Below are 3009 nucleotides of genomic sequence, written 5' to 3'. Positions count from 1 at the left end.
AGAACTTCTTTTTCGGATTCTAATTTTTCTATATCATTCATCATTTCTTTCTCCTTTCAACAATTTGTTAAGCCGATCATCTACTGAAATCCACGAGTTCTCTAAATGATGTAATTTATCGAAGCTTTCAACGCCCATATCATGTTGAGACTGATGATGCTCTCTGCATAGCGCTAACACTTCATATCCGTAATGGTTCATTGTCTTACGGTTCTTACCTCTACCTATTGCGTAATGATGTGCAAGGTCTGAATGAGGTTTACCGCAGATAACACAGTTACGGTTGACTGTAGACCAGTACAAGAAAGATTTATCTTGTTTAAGCAGGTCGCTTGTTTCTCTTCTCATAGGAATTTGATGATGGAACATGAATGCTATGATTAACTCTATTAATTCACTGGCTACTTTCCTTTCACAGTTGGATAGACTGATTGGATCATAACCGTTCATAATTTCTAATTCTGCTTGAAATCTCGCTCTCAACGCTTCTACTGGTTCACCCCAGTACCTCTCTATATCGTTAAGCAATGCGAATATCTTCTTTCTTTGTTCATGCGTAATACTTTTGTTGTCATACACTTTAACTTCTGCTAAAACCGAATATCCGTTGTCTATCAGTTCTGTGTGACTTTGTTCTAATTCAATACCAGTGGCAACGACGGAATAAGTACCGTCGCTGTCTTGCTGGTATCTAGTGATATGTTGCATTAAACCACTCCTAGAAAGCTAAATCTGAATCATTGTAGCCTAATGGATCGTTTGCAAATGGATTATCTTGATTGCTTAACGGTTGCTTCTGCTCTGGTTGATTGTTTCCGCTTGCTAACTGTTCTTTACGTTTCATTTCATCCGTTTTAGGTTCAGGCTTATTTACAATCTCGTCGCCTTTGTTCCAAACTTTTACAAATGATAGACGCACAAAGTATTTTCCTTGGTCCTCGTTGAATTTATTCTTCAAAACGATTGTTCCAAATTTGTTTACTAACTCATCAGTATCAAAAGTTAAATCTGGTAAATTCAATTTGATACCTAAGCGTGTTAACAACTCGATATATTGTTTTTCTTGAAAATCTTGTTCAAATGGTGGGACAAACTGGTTATGACTGAATTGTTTACCCTCGTTATTTTCAAATACGATTGTGAAGTATCGGTTTTGATTATCATTAAATTGAATCTCTTTAACTTTTACTGTGAATTCCCCAGCACCTAAGAAGTCGCCGCCTTTTAAGAATTTCTCTTGATTAGTATCTGTAATGTGATTTGCTCTACCTTGAATTTTCATAATTGAATTGCTCCTTTGATTTTTAAATTTAGTTTCCGTTTCTGATTGCTTGAACTACGTCAGTAAGGCTTGGATTGATGAATTTTTTGTTTGTAATCGTAACGCTTGGCGAATGTCTTATTTTTGTTTCAAATATCGGTGAAGGTTCTGCATTAAATACATAGTTGAATGCTTTCTGTCCGTCTTGGTCATTTTCTTCAATCATCATTCTGCCTAGTACATCTGACTGGCTTAACACAGCCTTTTTAATCTGTTCCTGCGCTTCAATGGTAATTGTTGGATTGATTGTACTTCCTTCGTCATCTTTGTCCTTGTTGATGCCCTCATGCCCGCTGATAGCAAGATGAAATTGATAATGTTCCTGTAACTTAGAAATAAATCTATACATGTGAACAATGCGTGTAGCGGTTGCGCCCCAGTCATTGAATGTAGGCTTTCTAGTTTGACCTGCCATAATGTCATCAATCGTGATGTCGCGTAACTTCTGAATAGTTTCAATCACTACGACGTCAATTTGTTTTCCGTTAGATCTAAGATGCTCTAAAATTTGAGGTAACGCTTTAACTACTGCTACAAAGTGTTGATAGTTTTTTACTTGTACGACTGCACCATCTTCTGTCACTGTTGTACCGTCCTCATTGATGTCTAATACGAGTGCGTTGTTATCTTTAGTTAAGAAAGTTGTTTTCCCTGTACCGAACTTTCCATATACTGCAAATTTATAAAACTTATGTTCGTTCTGCTTACTGATGTCCTTCACTCCTAATTGAGTTAGAATATCTTGTTTTTGTTCTTCACTCATCTAATCACCAGGCTTTCAGTCACTTTAAGCTCAGCACCCGGCACTTCTTTGCCTGCTTTCAAGTCGTCTGTCAGTTGCTTAGCATTTAACTTAGGTGCTTGAGATAACCAATATTCATCAGGGATTAGCTTTTCATCTGTAATTGACTTGCTTGGAGCATTTCGCTTCTTAAATACATAGTTTTTAGAGGTACGATAATTAGTTAATTCTTGAACCTCCAACATGTCCTGTAGGTAGCCTTTCAATTTATCAGCTAGGTTCAGTTTCTGTTTTTTTAGAGTTTGCAGACGCTTGATTTCCTTATCTATAATTTCAACATCACCTTCTGCTGAACGTTTGAGGCCGATAATGTTATCAACTTTAGTGTCCATATCAGCTTTAATTGCATCTAATGTGTCCTTAATATCTTCAAATGAATAACCTTCATCCATTTTGTCTAAAACTTCTTTGTAGCCTTCGGATAAGTTATATAAGCTGGCCATATTTACCCCCACCCTTTCGAAAAGTAAGCCATGATTTTGTCGAGTTCGTCTGTCTGTTCTTCAATAAATGTGTATATATCTTGTTTAATAATCTCTTCTGCAGTTTCAATGTCTGATAAACTGGCGACTGCTGTTTTTGTAACGTAAACATTATTTACAGTCGAAACTAAAATACTGATATGATCATCTTCTCTTGCGATTTCTCTCATAAACTCAAAGCCGTCTACCTTGAATTTATGACGCACTACTGCACCTTGTTCAAAATACATTTGCTTATCCCTCCAATTTTTGATATTGTAGAGGCTGAAAAAACTGATGTAATTTTCAACCTCTACTCTGACTGTTAGCAATTGCCGTTGCTAGCAGTCTTTTTTAATACTTAATCGTAAATAACGTAATATACTCTTCGCCGTCATCGACTGCTTCCTCTGTTTCATCTTCTT

Annotated in this window: 5 protein-coding genes; all 5 read right to left on the bottom strand. The window is 36.4% G+C overall.

Features of this window, described 5'->3' with window-relative positions; translation table 11 throughout:
- Positions 1-33: 33 nt before the first annotated feature.
- The 5 genes from HMPREF2846_RS09580 to HMPREF2846_RS09560 are packed head-to-tail and all read right to left on the bottom strand — an operon-like array spanning position 34 to position 2835.
- Positions 34-708: a putative HNHc nuclease gene (locus HMPREF2846_RS09580; protein ID WP_070626527.1), complete on the bottom strand. Its 675-nt coding sequence runs from the start codon at positions 706-708 to the stop codon at positions 34-36.
- Positions 709-718: 10 nt separating this feature from the next.
- On the bottom strand, positions 719-1282 hold the full coding sequence (locus HMPREF2846_RS09575) for a single-stranded DNA-binding protein (protein ID WP_070626526.1): 564 nt from the start codon (positions 1280-1282) through the stop codon (positions 719-721).
- A 28-nt stretch (positions 1283-1310) separates the two neighbouring features.
- Positions 1311-2084 carry an ATP-binding protein gene (locus tag HMPREF2846_RS09570; protein WP_070626525.1) on the bottom strand — a complete coding sequence of 258 codons (774 nt, stop codon included), beginning with the start codon at positions 2082-2084 and terminating at the stop codon, positions 1311-1313.
- Positions 2081-2566: a siphovirus Gp157 family protein gene (locus HMPREF2846_RS09565; protein WP_070626524.1), complete on the bottom strand. Its 486-nt coding sequence runs from the start codon at positions 2564-2566 to the stop codon at positions 2081-2083. The genes HMPREF2846_RS09570 and HMPREF2846_RS09565 overlap by 4 nt, the downstream gene beginning before the upstream one ends.
- Positions 2567-2568: 2 nt before the next feature.
- The gene (locus HMPREF2846_RS09560) at positions 2569-2835 is read right to left on the bottom strand and encodes a DUF1108 family protein (protein WP_070626523.1); all 267 of its coding nucleotides are present in this window, start codon (positions 2833-2835) and stop codon (positions 2569-2571) included.
- Positions 2836-3009 lie beyond the last annotated feature (174 nt).

The organism is Staphylococcus sp. HMSC056G08 (assembly GCF_001812305.1).
Classification (GTDB): Bacteria; Bacillota; Bacilli; order Staphylococcales; family Staphylococcaceae; genus Staphylococcus; species Staphylococcus simulans.
This window is presented reverse-complemented; position numbering and strand designations above follow the sequence as displayed.